12 protein-coding genes are annotated in these 19592 nt (G+C 54.3%); 8 read left to right on the top strand and 4 right to left on the bottom strand.

What is annotated here, in order from left to right; genetic code table 11:
• The first annotated feature begins 10 nt into the window (after positions 1-10).
• A complete protein-coding gene (locus J7I43_RS06615; RefSeq protein WP_209144488.1) occupies positions 11-826 on the top strand; it encodes an FkbM family methyltransferase in 816 nt (271 codons plus the stop codon).
• On the opposite strand, the gene J7I43_RS06610 is transcribed toward J7I43_RS06615, so the two are convergent.
• Entirely contained in the window at positions 823-1488 is a 666-nt protein-coding gene (locus tag J7I43_RS06610) for a C40 family peptidase (RefSeq protein ID WP_209144486.1), read from the bottom strand. The two genes, J7I43_RS06615 and J7I43_RS06610, sit on opposite strands and share 4 nt — an antisense overlap.
• Positions 1489-1580: 92 nt before the next feature.
• On the opposite strand from J7I43_RS06610, the gene dnaE reads away from it, so the two are divergent.
• The 6 genes from dnaE to J7I43_RS06580 all read left to right on the top strand — a co-directional run bounded on the left by dnaE (position 1581) and on the right by J7I43_RS06580 (position 11568).
• Positions 1581-5213, top strand: a complete 3633-nt coding sequence (gene dnaE / locus J7I43_RS06605; protein WP_209144484.1) for a DNA polymerase III subunit alpha — start codon at positions 1581-1583, stop codon at positions 5211-5213.
• Between the two features lie 136 nt (positions 5214-5349).
• Positions 5350-5667 (top strand): thioredoxin, encoded by a 318-nt coding sequence (trxA, locus tag J7I43_RS06600; protein WP_120514865.1) that lies wholly within the window; start codon positions 5350-5352, stop codon positions 5665-5667.
• 113 nt (positions 5668-5780) lie between these two features.
• Positions 5781-7415: a nucleoside transporter C-terminal domain-containing protein gene (locus tag J7I43_RS06595; protein ID WP_209144482.1), complete on the top strand. Its 1635-nt coding sequence runs from the start codon at positions 5781-5783 to the stop codon at positions 7413-7415.
• Positions 7416-7629: 214 nt separating this feature from the next.
• Entirely contained in the window at positions 7630-9765 is a 2136-nt protein-coding gene (locus J7I43_RS06590) for a M43 family zinc metalloprotease (RefSeq protein WP_209144480.1), read from the top strand.
• Positions 9762-10946: an aminofutalosine synthase MqnE gene (gene mqnE, locus J7I43_RS06585; protein WP_209144478.1), complete on the top strand. Its 1185-nt coding sequence runs from the start codon at positions 9762-9764 to the stop codon at positions 10944-10946. The genes J7I43_RS06590 and mqnE overlap by 4 nt, the downstream gene beginning before the upstream one ends.
• An 88-nt stretch (positions 10947-11034) precedes the next feature.
• Entirely contained in the window at positions 11035-11568 is a 534-nt protein-coding gene (locus tag J7I43_RS06580) for a DUF192 domain-containing protein (RefSeq protein ID WP_209144476.1), read from the top strand.
• Between the two features lie 60 nt (positions 11569-11628).
• On the opposite strand, the gene J7I43_RS06575 is transcribed toward J7I43_RS06580, so the two are convergent.
• Positions 11629-13917 (bottom strand): DUF7133 domain-containing protein, encoded by a 2289-nt coding sequence (locus tag J7I43_RS06575; RefSeq protein WP_209144474.1) that lies wholly within the window; start codon positions 13915-13917, stop codon positions 11629-11631.
• A gap of 221 nt (positions 13918-14138) precedes the next feature.
• Between J7I43_RS06575 and J7I43_RS06570 the strand changes: the two genes are divergently transcribed.
• Positions 14139-14369, top strand: coding sequence for a hypothetical protein (locus J7I43_RS06570; protein ID WP_209144472.1), 231 nt, complete (start codon positions 14139-14141; stop codon positions 14367-14369).
• Positions 14370-14403: 34 nt separating this feature from the next.
• Here J7I43_RS06570 and J7I43_RS06565 read toward each other — a convergent pair whose 3' ends face one another.
• Positions 14404-15867: an MFS transporter gene (locus tag J7I43_RS06565; RefSeq protein ID WP_209144470.1), complete on the bottom strand. Its 1464-nt coding sequence runs from the start codon at positions 15865-15867 to the stop codon at positions 14404-14406.
• A 106-nt stretch (positions 15868-15973) separates the two neighbouring features.
• On the bottom strand, positions 15974-19504 hold the full coding sequence (gene smc / locus J7I43_RS06560; protein ID WP_209144468.1) for a chromosome segregation protein SMC: 3531 nt from the start codon (positions 19502-19504) through the stop codon (positions 15974-15976).
• Positions 19505-19592: the final 88 nt, after the last annotated feature.

The raw sequence follows: 19592 nt of genomic DNA, 5'->3' as shown, positions 1-19592 counted from the left end.
TATACATACAATGGCATCCCGGTCAGTATTTTCCATCGCCGCCGAAGGCATTTTAAAAAAATTCAGGAAATCTCCTGCCACCGGGGAGCGCCTTTCTTTCTGGACCGAAAAATATCTCAAACACCTGCCGCAGGGGCCGCTCAAAAGCATTCCCTGGCGTGGCGGAAGGCTTTGGTTCACCAAATCCTGGGAGCTCATGCATTCCTTCGACGAGATCGTGACCGGGGAAATTTACCGTTTCCAGGCAGGCAACGATACGCCGCGCATTCTCGACTGCGGCGCCAACATCGGCCTCAGCGTGCTGTATTTCGCGCAGCTATACCCGCAGGCGAAAATTACCGCTTTCGAGCCGGACGCGCATAATTTCGCGCTGCTGAAAAAAAATATGGAAAGTTTTGGCGTGCAGAACGTAACGATAGAACAGAAAGCCATCTGGATACACAACGATTCCATCACGTTCGAATCCACCGGCGGGCAGGGCAGCAAAATAGGTGAAGGTGGCAGCATTACCGTCGCGAGCGCACGCCTGGCGGACCTTTTACAGGAACCGGCCGATTTCCTGAAGATCGATATCGAAGGTGCGGAATATGCGGTGATCAAAGACTGTGCAAACGTGCTGCGCAATGTAAAACATCTTTTCCTCGAATACCACGGCGCCATCGGGCAGAGCCACGAGCTCACCGAAATGCTGGAAATACTGCACCACAACGGGTTTGATTATTATATCCGCGAAGCGGCGGATAATGTGAAGTACCCTTATATCCGGGAAAGATCTTCCGGCTTCGACCAACAGCTGAATATTTTCGGCGTACGGCGCGGGAATTAATTGATGCGCCCCGCTCCCATGTAATACCGCACCCAGTAAGGCTCGCGGAGATCGCTGATCATTACCCCGTTGCTGCTGGATGCATGCACGAAACGTTCGTTTTCCAGGTAAATGCCCACATGCGAGATCCTTTTTTTGCGGTTGATGGCGAAAAACACGAGATCGCCGGGCTTCAGTTCCGCGCGTTTGCCCAGGCGCGTTACCTGGTTGTATAATTGAATGGAATTGCCGGCCAGTGTGATCTGATAAACGGCGGACATTAAAGTGTTCACGAAATTAGAGCAGTCGATGCCGCTTTTGGTGTTGCCGCCCAGGCGGTACGGCGTTCCCCACCATTCCTCGATAAAATTGTAGAGTTTTTCATTCACCACGTTCTCCACCGGCAGGTCGAGCAGCTGTGCGTACTTAAACTGCCAGGGGCGGGCTTCTTCGATGCTGTTTACAGTGGTGGGGGCATTGCCGATGCGGGTGTTGCGGCTTTTGTGCGCGGTACCGGCCGATTTAGCGTCGGGTTTGATGGCGAGGCCGTCGATGAACTCGATCTGCTGTTGCGCCGGCGCTTCCGCCCGTTTCGCCGTTTCTTTCGGTTTCAGTATCGCGCAGCTTCCCAATAAAAGCGCGCCTGCCGGTATCAGGCATAATTTCCCCTTTCTTCTATGCATTGGCCCCTGTTTAAAAATTGCTGCAATATAAAAAAAATCCGATTTTTGCTGCTTGCTTTGACCGATCTTTATGATGTAATTCTGATCCGACGATGAAGTTTTCTCACCTGCACGTACACACACAGTTCTCCCTGCTCGACGGAGCCGCCGATATCAAGCAGCTTTATAAAAAGGCGATGGCCGACAATATGCCCGCGCTCGCCATTACCGATCACGGCAACATGTTCGGCGCATTTCAGTTCGTGGCCGAAGCTTATAATAACAAGCTCAATCCCGAAGATCCAAAAGATAAACGCCTGAAAGTGAAGCCTATTGTGGGTTGTGAATTTTATCTCGTGGAAAACCGCCACAAACGCCAGTTCACGCGCGAAGAAAAAGATATGCGGTACCACCAGGTGCTGCTCGCGAAAGACGACCAGGGCTACAAAAATCTTATCAAACTCTGCTCCCTCGGTTACATGGAAGGCCTTTACGGCAAATATCCGCGTATCGACAAAGAGCTCGTCCTTCAATATCATAAAGGCCTCATCGCCACCACCTGCTGCCTCGGCGCGTCCGTTCCCAAAACCATCCTCAAAAAAGGAGAAGAAGAAGGCGAAAAGGAATTTAAATGGTGGCTGGACATCTTCGGCGAGGACTTCTACGTGGAAATGCAGCGCCACGGCATTCCCGAACAGGAAAAAGTGAACGAATGCCTCGTAAGGTACGCGCAGAAATACAATGTGAAGATCATCGCGTCCAACGACAGTCATTATGTAGACCAGGCAGACGCCAACGCGCACGACATCCTGCTTTGCATCAACACCGGCGAAAAGAAAAGCACGCCTTCGATGAAGGAATTTTCAGACGACGACGCCGTGGTGAAAAACAAACGTTTCGCATTCTATAACGACCAGTTCTATTTCAAGAACACGCAGGAAATGAGCAAACTGTTCGCCGACCTGCCGCAGGCCATCGACAACACCAACGAGATCGTCGATAAAGTGCAGCTGCTCGACCTCAAGCGCGACATTTTGCTGCCCAACTTCCCCATTCCCCCCGAATTTATCACGCAGGACCAGTACCTGCGCCACCTCACTTACGAAGGCGCGCGGCAGCGGTATGCGGAGATCACGCCGGACGTGGAAGAAAGGCTGAACTTCGAGCTGAACGTGATCGAGAACATGGGTTTTGCCGGTTACTTCCTCATCGTGGGCGATTTTATCAAGGCGGGGCGCGAGCTGGGCGTGTTCATCGGCCCGGGGCGCGGTTCCGCGGCGGGCTCCGCCGTGGCGTACTGCATCGGTATCACCAATATCGACCCCATTAAATACGATCTCCTGTTCGAACGTTTCCTGAACCCGGAACGTAAGAGCATGCCCGATATCGATACGGACTTCGACGACGAAGGCCGTCAGAAAGTAATTGATTACGTCGTGCAGAAATACGGCAAGCAACAGGTGGCGCAGATCATCACCTACGGCACCATGGCCGCAAAAATGAGCATCAAGGACGTGGCGCGCGTGATGGACCTGCCCCTGCAGGATTCCAACATGCTGGCCAAATTGGTGCCGGACAAACCCGGCATCCAGCTGGACCGTATTTTCAACGCCCCGATCGAAGGTGAAAAAAGCCTGTCGGAAAAAGAAGGGCTTGCCGCGGAAGATCTGGAGAACGTAAAACGCCTCCGCGAACTGATCAAAGGCAACGACCTGCAGGGCGAAGTGCTGCGTGAAGCCTGCGTGCTGGAAGGCTCCGTGCGCAACACCGGCATACACGCAGCGGGCATCATCATCGCACCCACCGACCTTTCGGAACTGATACCCGTCACTACCGCGAAAGATTCCGACCTGCTGGTGACGCAGTTCGAAGGCAACGTGATCGAGAGCGCGGGCGTGATCAAGATGGACTTTTTGGGGCTGAAAACCCTCACCATCATCAAAGGCGCGCTGCAGATGATCAAAAAAAACCATGGGGTAGACATCGTGATAGACGACATCCCGCTGGACGACGCCAAGACTTTCGAACTCTACCAGAAAGCGGAAACCAACGCCACGTTCCAGTTTGAAAGCCCGGGTATGCAAAAATACCTGCGCGAGCTGAAGCCGGACAAATTCGCCGACCTGATCGCGATGAACGCCCTGTACCGCCCGGGCCCGCTGGAGTACATCCCCACGTTCATCCGCCGTAAACACGGACTGGAGCCCGTTACGTACGACGTGCCCGTGATGGAGGAATACCTTGCCGAAACCTACGGCATCAACGTATACCAGGAACAGGTAATGCTGCTCAGCCAGAAAATGGCGAACTTCTCCAAAGGCGACGCGGATATTCTCCGTAAAGCCATGGGTAAAAAACAAAAAGCCGTGCTGGACAAAATGAAGGCCCAGTTCATGGAAGGCTGCAAAGCCAACGGGCACGACCTTAAAATGTGCGACAAGGTATGGACGGACTGGGAAGCGTTTGCATCGTACGCGTTCAACAAATCGCACTCCACCTGTTATGCGTTCGTGGCTTACCAAACTGCCTATCTCAAGGCCCACTACCCGGCGGAATACATGGCCGCGGTGCTGAACAACGCCAGCAACCTGGAAAAGATCACCTTCTTTATGGAAGAATGTAAACGCATGGGGCTGGACGTATTGCCGCCCGATGTGAACGAATCTTTCAAAGGTTTCGCGGTGAACAAAAAAGGACAGGTGCGCTTCGGTCTTGCCGGCCTCAAAGGCGTAGGCGAAGCGGCCATTGAAAACATTATCGAGGAACGTGAAAAAGACGGCGCTTACAAGAGCATCTTCGATATGATCAAACGCGTGAACCAGCGCGCGGTGAACAAAAAATCGCTGGAGGCGCTGGCCATGAGCGGGGCGCTGGACTGCTTCCCCGAACTGCACCGCGCGCAGTATTTCCACCAGGCGGAAGGCACTACCGGCCTCGAAAAGATCATCCGTTTCGGGCAGCAGGTGGCGGCGGGCAGCTCCACTTCCGGCGGGCTGTTCGGCGATGCTTTTATGGATGAGATACAGCCGCCGAAAATTCCGCCCTGCGACCTCTGGCCGCTTACCATCAAACTCAACAACGAACGCGATGTAACGGGCATCTACATTTCCGGCCACCCGCTGGACGATTACAAGTTCGAGCAAAAATATTACCGCATGAACACGCTGGCCGAGGTAACGGATTACCAGAACCAGATCAGCGGCGCGTCTGACAATAACAAAGGCAAAGCGAAAGACTTCCGGATGGCGGTGTATGTAAGCGGAGCCGTGGAGCGCATTTCGCGGAACAATAAACAGTTCGGCATCATGACGCTGGAAGATTACACCGGCAAATTCGAGTTCGCGCTGTGGAGCGAAGATTTCCTCAAATTCAACACCCACTTCAAAACCGGGCTTTGTTTGTATGTGAACGGCGGTTTCAAGCCGCGCAGGTTCAACGAGAACGAATACGAGTTCAGGGTCAACAGCATGCAGTTATTGCAGGAAGTGAAACGCACGCAAACGAAAAAGATCGGGCTTATCACCATGCCGCAGTTCATTACCCCGCAGGTGATCGACTTTTTATCTGACAACATCCAGAAAAACCCCGGCAAAGCCGAGATCTACTGCCAGCTGATCGACCGCGACGAGGAACTGATGGTGAAAATGCACACGTTCACGAAACACGTGGAGATGAATGACGAACTGGCACAGTTCCTGGACAGCCAGCCGGATATTGATGTCTATATCGACACAACCAATAAGTAGCGATGCCAAAAAAGCAGTAGTTTTACACCGGTTTGGTTTTTGCATATCTTGCATACCGGCTTGAAACAAAACAAACCGAAAACAATCTGGAAACCAATCATTTAAATAAAAATTATAAACTTTTAAATCTATAAAAATGGCTTTAGAATTCACAGATGCGAACTTTCAAACCACCGTTTTGAACTCGGACAAGCTGACCGTGGTGGACTTTTGGGCGGAATGGTGCGGCCCCTGCCGTGCGATCGGCCCGGTGATCGAGGAACTGTCTAAAGACTACGACGGCAAAGTGAACGTTGGTAAGGTGAATGTGGACAACAACCCGCAGATCTCCATGAATTACGGCATCACCAGCATCCCCGCGATCCTCTTCATTAAAGACGGTAAAGTGGTGGATAAACAAGTGGGCGCAGTTCCCAAATCCGTTCTGGAAAAGAAGATCCAGGCTAACCTCTAGTACTGGAAACGCATAAAACGCAAAGGGTGGCTGTATAGCCGCCCTTTTTTTGCGCCCGGTTGGCCTCATATGAACATAATCCCTTATTTTGCCTGGTAAATCAATCTCTGAGAATGCTACATTGGGAAAATGTCGCCCGCGGCATGCTGGGTATGTTCTTTCTGGTACTGGTTTGTTACCTCCTGAGCAATAACCGCCGCGCCGTTAACTGGAAGCTGGTCGGGATCGGCATCTGCGCGCAGGTGATGTTCGCCATGGGTGTGCTTAACACCCAATTCGGCGGTCAGCCCGTCTTCTGGGTATTATTCGGCCTCATGATCCTCCTGTACTGCATCAACCGTTTCCGGCGCAAACAACGTGAGGGCTTCGGCCTTCCCTCCGACATATGGAGTTATCTATTGCCCGTTGCTGCGTTGGCGGGCTTTTTCTTTGGCATTATCCGCAGCGGCCACTACCCGCTCCCGGCCGTGGCGTTTTTCATCGGCCTCGTTCCCATCGCCGCCATGGTGAAGCTCCAGCAGAAAAAGAACATCGAGCTGGTGAAATGGACGATACTGGCGGGCTGCCTTTTGCTGACGCTTTCCGTGTACATGCGCTGGTGCTCGCCCGATGTATTCAAAACCACGCTTTCCGCCGTTTCCAATGCCTTCGTGAAGCTCATCAACATCAGTCATAAAGGAACGGAATTCATGTTCCAGGGCCTGGCGGATTACCGCGGCGCCTGGGGGTATATTTTCGCCGTACAGGTGCTGCCGAACATCATCTTTTTCGCGGCATTAAGCTCCGTGCTATATTACCTGGGCATTTTGCAGAAGATCGTGTACGTTTTTGCGTACCTGCTGAACAAACTGAGCATTTCCGGGGCGGAAAGCCTTTCCACTGCGGCCAATATCTTCCTCGGGCAAACGGAGGCCCCGTTGATGATCAGGCCTTATCTCGAAAAAATGACGCGTTCGGAGATCCTTTGTATCATGGTGGGCGGCTTTGCGAACACCGCGGGCAGCGTGCTGGCTGCCTATGTGGGCATGTTGGGCGGGGCGGACGTGGGCCAGCAGGAATATTTCGCGCTGCACATGCTCAGCCAGAGCATCATGAGCGCCCCGGCGGCCATCGTGTGCGCCAAGCTCATCTTCCCCGAAACCCAATCGCACCTTATACAAAAAGACCTTTACGTGCCTCGCGAAAAGCTGGGCGACAACTTCCTCGACGCCCTGTCCATCGGCACCACAGACGGCCTGAAACTGGCCGTGAACGTAGGCGCCATGCTGATCGTGTTCACCGCGCTGATGTACGTGGTAAACGCCATCCTGGGCGGCATCGGCGACGCCACCAACCTCAACCCGCAGATAGCGGCCATGAGCGGCGGCCAGTACAAGGAGCTGAGCCTCGAAATGGTGCTCGGTTATCTTTTTAGCCCCGTGGCCTGGCTGATCGGCGTCAACAGCCAGGATATCCTGCCTGTGGGGCAATTGCTCGGGCAAAAGACCGTATTGAACGAATTCCTGGCGTACCAGTCGCTCGCCGTGATGAAGGACGCCAACGTGATCAGCGACCCCAAGTCGCTGCTGATCGTTACCTACGCCCTGTGCGGCTTCGCCAATTTCGCATCCATCGGCATACAGATCGGCGGCATCAGCCAGCTGGCGCCCAACCAGCGCCGCAACCTGACAGAACTGGGCGTAAAAGCCCTGATCGGTGGCACCATCGCCTGCCTGATGTGCGGCTGCATTGCCGGGGCTTTGAGCTGAGCCGGCAAGACAATTTGAACCTGTGGATAAATCGGCCTAAAAGGCATAGCAGCTTGCCGCCCAATCTTCTATAAGCCCTCTTTGCACGGAATTTTGAGCCGGTTCGCCGATAATTTGACGCGAATCTCAGCCGGCGTAAGTACATTTACATCAGAACCGAACCGTGATTGACCGGCTTTTTGATCATATCACTATCACCTATAACGGATATCACTTGCGTAATTTTCTCCTGCCCGCCCTTTTCATGCTAAGTTTCGCGGGCGCTTCGGCCCAACGGAAATGCGGTACGGAAACAGCGCTGGCCCAGAAGCTGAAAGAGCAGCCCCGGCTGGTGGCACGAATGCAGGCCGTGGAAGCCACGCTTCAAAAAACCAGGCCCTCCAGGATCTACCAGCGGATAAACGCCCGCGTAACCATCCCCGTGGTGGTGCATATCGTATTGCCGGACCCCACCGTAGTGACGGACCAGCAGATCCTCAGCCAGATCGCTTCCCTGAACCAGGACTATATCGCCCAAAACGCGGACGTAACGGGCGTACCGGCAGCATGGCAGGGCCTCGTGGGCAATTCGGAGCTGCAGTTCTGTCTTGCCGCCCGCACGCCGGACGGCGACCCGTCCAGCGGCATTACCCGCACGGTTACTTCCCGCAGCGGTTTTTCCATCAACAACGCGGCATCCGACGTGAAATATACCACTACCGGCGGCAAGCCCGGCTGGGACAATACCCGTTTTCTCAACATCTGGGTATGTGTGCTGGAAGATAATTTCCTGGGCGTGGCCACCCCGCCCGGCAATGTGTTTCCGGCACAGGAAGACGGCGTGGTGGTGAATTTTCGCGCTTTCGGCAACAGCGGCTCCGCCCGCGCGCCGTTTAACCTCGGCCGTACCCTTACCCACGAAATAGGCCATTTTTTCGGTCTCAAACACATCTGGGGCGACGACGGGGGCAATTGCTCGGCAGACGACGGCGTGAGCGACACCCCCCTGCAGGGCGCCGAAACCTACGGCTGCCCCACCGGCGTGCAAACAGACAACTGCTCCTCCATGGCTCCCGGTTACATGTACATGAACTACATGGACTATGTGAACGACGCCTGCATGATACTTTTCACCACCGGGCAGGTAGACCGCATGCGCAACGCCCTCGACGCTCAGCGCGCATCCCTGCTCAGTTCCAACGGCTGCGTGCCCGTAAACCTGCGGAATGTGGACGCGGGCGTTTCCGAAGTGCAGCAACCCACCGGCTACCGCTGCGAAGCGGGGCAAATGCCGCTGGTAACGCTCAAAAACCGCGGTTTCGACCCGCTCACCTCCGTTACCATCCGGTACACGGTGAACGACGGCCCGCCCACCGACCACCACTGGACCGGCAACCTGGCCACCCTCGGGCAGACCGGCGTAACGCTGCCCGGGTTCCAGGCGGCGCAGGGCACATTCACCTTCAAAGCATGGACGATAGGCCCGAACGGCGAGGCAGACCAGCAGCCGGAAAACGATACGGCCTCCGCCAGCTTCAATTACCGCCCGCCGGTAACGCTGCCATTCACCGAAAGTTTTGAAGGCAACGCCTTCCCACCCGCTGGTTTCACCATCCGCAACCCAGACAGGAGCTTTACCTGGGAAAGGGGCTTCACGGGCAGCGGCGGCAGCGGCGCAAGCGGGCGCAGCGCGTTGATGCGGAACCTCGGTTACGCCACCAACAACGAGGTAGACGACCTGATCGGGCCCGTGGTAGACGCAACCGGCGCGGATTCCGTATTCGTGAGCTTCGATGTGGCGGCTGCGGCGGCCACCGCGCTGAACACGACCGGCAACGCCTGGGACACGCTGGAAGTAATGATAACGCTCGATTGCGGGCAAACCTTCATTCCTACCGGCTACAAAAGATGGGGCGCCTCGCTGGTAACGCGCAAAACGCCGACAGACGCGGAATTTGTGCCTACAGCGAGCGAATGGCGGAGAGATACGGTAGACCTCACGCCTTTTGTGAACCAGCAACCCTTCCGCGTGGTGTTCCGCAATACGACCAATTATGAGAACAACGTGTATATCGACCAGGTGAATCTTTTCAAAAAAGACGTGAACGCCGACCTCGCCAGCCGCGGCATCCTGATATGGCCGAACGCGTTCAGCAGGCAGTTCTACATCGAGTTCCGCACCTGGCCGGACGATCTGAAAGGCATAGCGGTGTACGATGCGGCGGGAAGGCAGGTATACCGCCAGCAGCCCGTGATCCGCAGTGGCAACAGGGCGACAATTGATTTGGTAAATGCCTCAAATGGTGTTTACTTTGTAACGTTATTTTACAGCCAACAGGTGAGGACATATAAAATAGTGAAAGCAAAATGACGACGACGAACACAGCACCAAAGCCCGGATTACTGACGATCTTGTCTGCACCCACTCTCGACAAGGATCTGAAGCGGATCGCAGATAAAGTGCTGAACCGGGAAAGGCTTACGCAGGAAGAAGGCGTAACACTGTTTGAAAAGGGAGAGATCGGGTATCTCGGGGCGCTGGCCAACCATGTGCGCGAACGCCTTCACGGCAACAAAACTTACTTCAACCGCAACTTCCATATCGAGCCGACCAACGTTTGCGTGTTTACCTGCAAATTCTGCTCGTATTCAAGATTATACAAAAACCGCGAAGAAGGCTGGGAACTGAGCATCGACGAGATGCTGGACATCGTGAAAAAATACGACGGCCAGCCCGTGACCGAAGTGCACATCGTAGGCGGCGTGCATCCCAAAATGAACCTCGACTTTTTCACCGAGCTGATGCGGAAGATCAAAGCGCACCGGCCGGATCTTCACATCAAAGGTTTTACGCCCGTTGAACTGGATTACATGTTCCGCAAAGCGAAAGTAAGCGTTGAAGAAGGCATGCGCATGATGAAAGAAGCCGGCCTGCAATCGCTTCCCGGCGGCGGCGCGGAGATCTTCCATCCGGACATCCGCAACCAGATCTGCCACGACAAAGTGGACGCAGAAGGCTGGCTGGCCATTCACCGCGCGGCCCACGGCCTGGGCATGGTTACCAACGCCACCATGCTATACGGTCATATCGAACAGTTCTGGCACCGCGTAGACCATATGGAGCGCCTGCGCCAGCTGCAGGACGAAACGCACGGCTTCAACACCTTCATCCCGCTCAAGTTCCGCAATAAAGACAACGACATGGCGCATGTGCCCGAGTCCACCATCGTGGAAGATCTGCGTATGTACGCCATCGCCCGTTTGTACATGGATAATTTCCAGCACTTGAAAGCCTACTGGCCCATGCTGGGAAGGAACAGCGCGCAACTGACGCTTTCCTTCGGCGTAAACGACCTCGACGGCACCATCGACGATACCACGAAGATCTACTCCATGGCCGGTTCCGAGGAACAATCCCCTTCCATGAACACCGCACAGCTGGCCATGCTCATCAAACAGGCCGGCAGGGCGCCCGTGGAGAGAGATACCGTATACAACGAAGTGAAAGATTATTCCGAAGTGGAATTCACCGAAGAAGAACTACTGAATTAAAATACCTTGTTAATATTTGTAAAAGAGGAACGGCCCGGCTTTTCCTCTTTTTCTTTTTTATTACCTTCAAGCCTCAAATTGCGTAATCATGAAGAATTTTATGTGGACACTGGCGATCTCCGGCTTTGCTTTTGCCGCTTCCTGCCAAAACCAACCCAAGCAGGAAAGCAGCGCAGAATCAGCTTCCGCATCATCCGCCACAGCCACCACGCCCGCCGTTACAGGCGGCCCCGTGTTTAAAAAAGAAGGCTCGCTTTCGTTTATCAGCAAGGCAAAAGGCGATACCATCAAAACGATCGATATTGAAATTGCGGAAACAGACGACGAAAGAGCGCGCGGGCTGATGGACCGCAAGTCCATGCTGGATTCACAGGGCATGCTGTTTATTTTCGCGGCGCCGGAAGAACAGTCTTTCTGGATGAAAAATACCTACATTTCGCTGGATATCATGTATGTGGACGAAAAATTCGAGATCGTGTCTATCCAGAAGTACGCCACTCCCCTTTCGGAAGAAAGCCTGCCGTCTTTTAAAAAGGCGCAGTACGTGGTGGAAACCAATGCCGGTTTTGCGGACAAATACAAGATCGCGTTCGGCGACAAGATCGCGTTCACCAAACAATAATAACGTGAACAGCCCCGCGTTCGCAAACGACGCGGGGCTGTTCAAAGTTTGTTTTCCCGGTTATTTGAATTCTTCCATCGTAAACGACTTCTGGCGGCCTTTGTATTGCTGGCGCACGGCCTGAATGTCTTTCTCCACCACCTTTTCAGCCTTGTTGCTCCACCCGTTGCGCACGAAGCTGAGCAATTGCGCGATGTCCGCATCGGAGAACTCGTCGTTGCTGCCGATGCCCGGCATATCCGCGCTTACCTTGTACACTTTTCCGTTCACTTCCACCGGGCCGGTAAGGCCGTACAGCACGATCGCGATCAGCCGTTCCTTTTTACCGGTAACGATCTCGGAATGGTTCAGCGGCGGCGCCAGCGACTGGATGCCCTCGCCGTCCATGCCGTGGCAGGTTTGGCAAACCGTTTTGAAGATGATAGCCCCACGCGGGTATTCTTTCGCCAAAGCGCCGTCCATATTAGACAGGCGTTTGTTTTTGATGTCTTTGATCACTTTTTCGAGGCGCCTGCGGATCACGAGGTTCGTATCCGGGTTCCAGGCTGTAATGTCAGCCAGCAGCTGGGCTTCCCTGTCTTTTGCGTTGCTTATAACGGCATCGGCTACGTAGGGGTTGTTCGGAAAAGCTTCGTACACCGTTTTCGACAGGCCTTTCCCGAAGCCGGGCTCATATTTATCCGCCACGTTCGCGAGGTATTCGGCCATGGGCGCTTCGTTTTCGCGGGAAGCCAGTTCCGTGAGGAACGTTTCCGCCGCCCCGGCGTTCTGTTTGTTCACCACGGCCGGCAAAGCCGCCAGCACGCTTTGGTTAAAAGCGGTGTTCCCTTCTTTTACATACGCCGCCGTCACATCGTCTAACGTGAGCGCGTGCAATCCTTCGAGCGCCCAAAGGGCATGAAGGACCTGCACCGTTCCTTTGGAACCGTTTGCCAGCAAGGCTTTCAGCATGGGGATCGCCGCTTTGTCCTGCGCGTCTACCAGCATTTGCTGCGCTTTATCCCTGATCCAGCCGTTGTTCGAGCCGAGCGCCTTTACGAGGTCTTCCGTTTTGCGGCCGAGTTTTTCGGTCACGGGTGTCGACCCTTCCGGCACGATGCGGTAAATGCGGCCGCAGTTGAGCGGCTGTGTAAGACTGCGCATACCGATCTCGTTTTTGAGGTATGGCGTGAGGTAGGTTTTATGTTGAATGATGCCGCGGTACATATCGAGCACGTAAATGGCGCCGTCTGGCCCGAGGTGCAGGTTGACGGGTCGGAAACGTTCGTCCGTACTGGCGAGGAATTCCCTGCCGGTATAGGCCTGGCGGCCTTTTACGAGGTAGAGGCTGTCTGAAACGATGTTCCTTTTCACGAGGTTCGCGGAAGGTTCGGCTACGAACGCGTTGCCATCGTAATCTTTGCCGAACAGGCCGCCGCGGTAGATCAGCGGGCCGCAGGCCGCGGTGAAGTTCACGAGGCGCAGGCTGTCGTCCAGCACGCCTTTCATGTACCCCCTGTTCACGCCCGGCGTGGGACGGAGGGGATACGTGCGGTTATCCGGCACGATGTTCTCGTCGTACCCCGATACGCGGCGCTGGTTGGCGTTGGCGGAGCCGAGGCCTGGCGGGAAGTAGTCTCCCAGCAGGTTTTCAGAGTTGTTGTTATAAAAAAGGCGGCCGTAGTCGTCTTGCGAAATACCCCATTGCCCGCGGAAATGCGTTTCTTCTTTCAGCCAACGGTTGCCTTCCCTGCGGTAGCGTTTGGACGATTTGGCGTTGTAGATCCAGTTGTCCAGCGCGCGATAGAGGCCGTTGGGCTGGTGCTCCACGTTGCCGCCTTCGGTATAGGCGGAATCGACGAGCGTTTTTTTGCCGGCTTTATCGCCGTTGATCTCCACGAACCAAAGCCGGGGCGGTTCCGCCACCAGCAGGCCGTTGCCCACGATACAGAGGGCGCGCGGCAGGATCAGCGAATCGAGGAAAACGGTGCGGGTATCGGCGGAGCCGTCGCCGTTGGTATCTTCGAGGATAACGATCTTCCCGTTCATGGCTTCTTCGCCGGTGCCAACGGTATCCGGCATATAACCGTTCATTTCCGCAACCCACATGCGGCCGCGTTCGTCGAAGGTCATGGCTACGGGCACCACCACCTGCGGTTCCGCGGCTACGAGCTGGGCGGAGAAACCTGGTTCGGTGTGCAATTGTTTGAGGGATTGTGCGGGGGAAAGCACGGGAGATTCGGCAAATTGCCGGCGCATGGCGATGGAATCCGATTTCGGCCCTTTGTTCCCGTTGTTACAGGCCGTTGCTGTTATTCCTGCTAATAAAACGCTCATCCATATCCTGCCCCTGATCATAACATCTGGCATATCAGAAATCGATTGAAAATTACCTTTAAAATAATATCCCTGACAGGAATAATCAAATTACAATGGGCCAAAATAAGGCAGGAAAAGCCAAAAAAAACGAAATATTGACGGGCGGCGGGGAGGTTGATGCCTGGAACCGTTGCTTTGAGCAGCAGTCAGGCCGATTTCATCTTGTTTTGGACTGCTTTACTTAAGAAGTAAATTCGTACAAAAGGAATGTTATGCGAAAAACTTTGGAACAGGAAGTGCATAAATATTTTGTTCAACTTAATAAGGCGGAGCAGAAGGCTGTTATACAGTTATTACGGACCTTTTTAAAAAACCGCCAACAAAAACCGGAACGATGTACCATTGAACAATATAACCGGGAATTAGAAGAAGCTGAAAAACGGATAGCGGCGGGAGATTTTATTACCCACGAGCAATTGACACGCGAGATGAAAAAATGGTAGTTCTTAGCGATATTGAGATCATTATACCGGGGGCTTAAAAAAACTTCCTCTTGAATACGCTTTTGATCTGCGAATACCCGTTCATCAGCGTGCCCGTCAGGAAATTGTCCTTGAGGTTGTTTCGCAGCGTGCTTCGCATAATGCGCACCACCACGTCTTTTTCCACTTCGCCGGTCTCTTTCACCCGGTGCAGCCGGTTCAGCGCGATAAATCCCAGCAATGCCCCGAAAAGGAACAGGAAGTTCCAGTCCTGCAGTTCGATGATGTGCAATGTTTTCGTCCACTTCGGGCCGCCCCATTCCGCGTCCATCTTCAAATGCCTGCCCGTGAAATAATCCGCCAGCACACCGCCTGCCAGCGGCGCCAGGGCTGAAAACACGGCCGTAACAATGTTCTTGGTGGAAAGATAGATGATAGAATCAGCCGTGGGAGCCAGTTTCAGACCGATGTTGGTCAGCGACAGGTTGATGCCCGCATTCGCAAAACCCATCGCCAGGTGAATAACGGCCAGCAATACGAGATTGGCCCATAATTGCGAGTAGATCCCCACAAAACACCAGGCGATCAGGCAAAGGATATAGATCGGCGCGCCGATGGCGATGATGGTCTTATTACTGTACCGGTCCGCAAACAGTCCCCATATGCGGATCGTGAAAATGCTGCTTACCTGGCTGAGAATGTTCAGCCCGATAATGAATGACAATTCCAGCCCCATGCTTTTCATCATGAACACCGTAAAGAACGGCGCGGCGATATTGACGGCGAACACCCAGGCGGAATTGAACACCAGCAACCGCCGGAAGTTCGGGTCTTTCAACGGCCGGCTCAGCATGATAAAAAGATTTTCCCGCGGCAATATTTTTTTCGGCTCCGGCGTGCTGGCTAATATGAGCGTGCCGGTCACCCCGCTGACGCCGGCAAGGATGAACATCCAGCCGTAAGCGTCCAGTTCCAGCCCGGGGAAATGTTTGCGGATATAGTCCACCCCCACGGCCACCAGCAGGCTCAACACCACGTTCAGCGACTGCATCAGGCTGCTTCTTTTGGCAAAAAAAGCGCCCAGCTGTTTTTCCGGCACCAGGTCTTTCATCCAGGAGTTCCAGCTGGCGCCGGCGATGGCGCCGGAGAGATAATAAAAGAATAAAATGGGGATGATCAGCTCGATCGTAACGACGCCGGGCAGCGTCAGCGGCAGCAAACCGATGACGATAAGCGGAAAGCGTGCGAGCAGGGAACAGATCACCGTAATGCCCCGCCGGTTGTTAAAACGCCGCACCAGCCAGATGGATATCAGCTGAAAAACGTTCACCATCGTGGGAAGCGCCGCAATCAGGCCCAGCTGCACGTTGTTCGCCCCCAGCAAAATAGCCATGGCAATGATGAAAGCGCCGCCGGTAAGGGTAGTCATGGCTTCAGACGAAAGCCCGTCCCCGATCACCAGCTTTAATCCCCGCCTTACGTCCTGCTCTGTCAGTACTTCTTTCGGCTGTAAATTCATCTTTCCGGTTTGGGTGTTGGGAGCAATCTTTGTGCCTTTCTTCGCACCGCAATAAAAAAGCCCCGACGCTGCGCCGGGGCTTGTATATGTTGCTTTGGAAACATTGTTAGTTCAGGCTTCTGAAGTCTACCGGTACCAGTTTGCTTACGCCGGGCTCTTGCATGGTTACCCCGTAGATTACGTCCACCGCCGCCATCGTTTGTTTGTTGTGGGTAACGATGATGAACTGGGAATTGTCGGAGAACTTGCGGATCATGTTGGTGAACTTGCCCACGTTCGCATCGTCCAGCGGTGCGTCTACCTCATCGAGGATGCAGAACGGCGCGGGTTTGATGAGGTATATGGCGAACAGCAGCGCGGTGGCCGTCAGCGTTTTTTCACCGCCGGACAGCTGCGTGATGGCCGCGGGGCGCTTGCCTTTCGGTTTGGCGATGATCTCGATGCCGGTATCCGCCAGGTTCGCCGGGTCGTTCAGTATCATGTCGCACTGGTCTTCTTCGGTAAACAGTGCTTTGAACACGCGGATGAAATTTTCTTTCACCTGGTTAAAGGTGTCGAGGAACTTCTGGTTGGCAGTGGATTCCACTTCCTGGATGGTGGCCAGCAGCGATTCCTTCGCGTTCACGAGATCGTTTTTCTGTTCGAGGATGAACTCGTACCGTTTTTTCATCTCGGTATACGCCTCGATCGCCGTGGGGTTGATCTCTCCCATGTTCTCGAGCCGTTTTTTCAGGCGTTCAGCGTTGTTTTGCAGGTCTTCCAGCGCGGCGGTGCCTGTGCGCTCCTCGTCCAGTATCTCGTCCAGGTTCACTTTGAACTCCACGCTCAGCCTTTCTTTCATGGAGGCCAGCTGTAGTTTCAGCTCGTTCACCTTGTCTTTCACCTGGTTCAGGTTCTGGTCGAGCATGTCGCGCGTTTTCTGTTTGCTGCGCAGCGCGCTTTCAAGTTCCTGGAGATGGTTGCGGAAATTGTAATACTCCTGGTCTTTTTCGTTGAGCCCTTTTTCTTCTTCTTCGCGGCGGCGGAACAGCTCCACCAGCCCGTCTTCGGACTGAACAAGCCTGTCTTCAGCGGCGGCGATGTTGCCGGCCGTGTCTTCCAGCTGGGTTTTATTGCTGATCACCTGCGCGTGCAGGTCGCTGAGCTGTTTGCGTTTGAAGTCCAGCTCCTGTTTCAGCCCCTGCACCTTGCTTTGCTGGCGGGTATGCTGGAGGTTCTGGTTGTTGAACTGTACGTTGGCCTGGTTGAATTGCTGCTCGGCTTCCTGCGCGGAACGGTCGGCCTCGGCGATGCTGTCGTGCAGCTGGTGCACGCGGTCGTTGAGAGTGTCCAGTTCGTCGCGCACGCTGGAGATGCTTTGTTCGTTCGCCGCCAGCGAAGCTTCCATTTCCTCGAGGCGTTTGTTGCCGGTCTCGATCAGGTGGTGGAAGTTTTCGATGCGGTTCTGCAGGCCGAACAGCTGGTTGTTCAGCTGGTTCACTTTTTCGCGCAGGGCGTTGATCTTGTTTTCGTTGAGCTGGCTGTTATAACCGAGCACTTCGTCGTGTTTGGCCTGGAGGCGCGTTTTAAGGTCCGCCACATTGCTTTCCAGCGTACGGATCTCGGCGTCCAGCTTTTCGAGGTTTTTGGCGCGGCCGAGTTTCTTGCCTTCGAAAAGGCCCACAGAGCCGCCGTTCATGCTGTATTTGCCACGGTGCATGCGCCCGCTTTGTTCGGTGATGAGCACGTCCTGCTCGGGCAGTTCGCTGAAGTTAATGGCGGTGAGGTCTTCGGCGATAAATACTTTACCGAGCAGGTAATTGCCCAGGCCTTTGTATTTCTCGTCGATCTCCACCACGTCCAGCGCCGGGATGGTGCCGGGCGGGGTGAACAGGTTGCCGGCCTGGTGGTTGAACTGGTCGAGGATAAAAAAGTTGGCTTTGCCTTTTTTATGGAGGTCGAGCAGGCGGATGGCCGTAATGGCCTCTTCCGTGTTGTTCACCACGTAATAGTTGAGGTACGGTTCCAGCAGGTTTTCTATGCAGGTGCGGTACGCTTCCTTACAGAAAAATATATCGCTGAGAATGGGCGCCTTATTGTTCCAGTCGCTGTTCTTTTTAAGGAACTTGATGCTTTCCGGGTAACCTTCCAGGCTGTCTACCAGCGATTTGAGCAGGTCGTATTCGTTCTTTTTGGAATCGAGGGAACGGTTTTCGTCTACCAGTTTGTCGCGCAACCCTTCGATCTCGCCTTGCGTGGCGAGGATCTTCCCTTTTGTTTCTTCCTGGAAAGCCACCATATCGGCGAGTTCTTCCTTGCTGTTTTCCAGGGTTTCCTGCAGCGCGTTTTTTTCGTCTTCCAGCTGTTGGATCTGCGCCAGGCGGTTGGTTTTCTCTTCCTGCAACTGCTGGATGCCGCGCTGGAGGTTCTGCACGGAAGTATCGGCCACGGCCACTTTCTTTTCCGCTTCGAACTGCTGGCGCTGCCATTGCTGCTGGTCTTTCCGGAAGTTCTCCAGGGCCGCTTTCTTTTCCTGGAAGTGGTGTTTTTTCTCATCCACCATTTCGTGGAGCGTTTCCAGCTCGTCCTGCATGGAATCGAACACTTCCTGTTCGTCGGTTACCTGTGTTTCGGTGAAGGCGATAGATTCGGTAAGACCGGCTACGGTGCCTTCGGCGCTGTTGAGGAAGTCCGTCAGGCTTTTTTCCCGCTCGCGCAGGTAAGTGAGCTGCTGGGTGGCGAGGTTTTTATCGTTTTCCCTGGTGCGGATGGTGGACACCAGTTCGTTGAACGAGCGCTGCATTGCCTGCAGCTCGCGTTCTTTGGCAACGAAATGCAGTTTGTCCTGCTCCACGGCCGCCTCGTCCGTACTGATCTCGGCTTCGAGGGCCATTTTGCGGTCGGTTTCCTGCTGCTGCTGCTCGGTGAGGTCGCGGAAGGTGATGTTGAAACCTTCCAGCGCGGCTTTGGCCAGCTCTATGCTCGCTTCCTTGTACTCCTTTTTGATCTCGTAATAACGTTCCGCCTTTTTGGCCTGGCTTTCCAGGGTTTTGAGGTTGTTATTGATCTCGAAAAGGAGGTCCTCGATGCGGTTGAGGTCGCCTTCCGTAGCGTCCAGCTTGGATTTGGCTTCTTTTTTCCGCGTTTTATAAATGGAAATGCCGGCTGCCTGCTCAAGCATGCGGCGGCGGGAATTCTCTTTGTCTTTAATGATATCGTCTACCATCCCCAGCTCGATAATGGCGTAGGAATCGGTACTGACGCCGGTATCGAGGAAGAGGTTATGAATGTCTTTGAGGCGGCAGGCCACATCGTTGAGACGGTACTCGCTGTCTCCGTTCTTGTAGAATTTACGTGTAATCGTAACCGTGGTGAACTCGGTGGGCAGTACATTTTTGGTGTTCTCGAAGGTGAGGCTTACTTCGGCCATGCCGCTGGCGGAGCGGGTACGCGAACCATTGAACACGAGGCCGGCCTGGTTCTCCGAACGCAGGTTGCTGATCTTGTGCTCCCCGATCACCCAGCGGATGGAATCGATGATATTGCTTTTTCCGCAGCCATTGGGGCCAATCACGCCTGTCACCCCTTCGTCGAAGTGCAGCACGGTTTTGTCCGCAAAACTTTTAAAACCTTTGATCTCTAGTGTTTTTAAACGCACATTTTTCGGATTACGAATGAATGATTTGGCCGCCAAAGATAGTCGAATTCTGCTGATTCCCGCATGCTGAGGGGCGGGCCTGTGGGGT

Source organism: Chitinophaga chungangae (genome assembly GCF_017742215.1).
Taxonomy (GTDB): Bacteria; Bacteroidota; Bacteroidia; order Chitinophagales; family Chitinophagaceae; genus Chitinophaga; species Chitinophaga chungangae.
The sequence above is the reverse complement of the archived record's forward strand: the minus strand, read 5'-3'. Positions and strand labels throughout refer to the sequence as shown.